Source organism: Nocardia noduli, assembly GCF_019038455.1.
GTDB classification, from domain to species: domain Bacteria; phylum Actinomycetota; class Actinomycetes; order Mycobacteriales; family Mycobacteriaceae; genus Nocardia; species Nocardia noduli.
This window is the reverse complement of the sequence record NZ_JAFMPL010000306.1, coordinates 1-403: the sequence shown is the minus strand read 5'-3', so window position 1 is coordinate 403 and position 403 is coordinate 1. Positions and strand designations below refer to the sequence as shown.

Genomic DNA, 403 nt, shown 5'->3' with positions numbered 1-403 from the left:
CCACTGTTCAACCGGCGCTTTACGGTAAGTCGCCGAGCAGTCGATATGCAGCCAGCCTTGCTGATAGTTCTCAACAAAGTGCGACAGGAAGCCCGCAGCCGTACTTGCACCTGCCGGATACGCCGCGCTTCCGGTATTGTTCAGTTCGGCAAAGTTAGACGGCAGCTGGCTGCGGTGGAATTCCGCCAGCGGCAGACGCCAGAACGGTTCGTTCTCTTGTGAGGCACTCGCCAGCAAACGACCGGCAAGCGCATCGTCAAAACTGAACAACGCGTGATAATCATTACCCAGCGCAGTTTTCGCCGCCCCGGTGAGGGTCGCCGCATCAATGATCAGTTCCGGTTTCTGCGCACTGGCATCAATCAGACCATCGGCAAGCACCAGACGCCCTTCGGCATCAGTG

Annotated in this window: 1 pseudogene; it reads right to left on the bottom strand. The window is 58.1% G+C overall.

From position 1 onward, the window contains the following. Nucleotides 1-403: pseudogene (locus tag JZ792_RS41510) on the bottom strand (hypothetical protein); the annotation flags it as partial.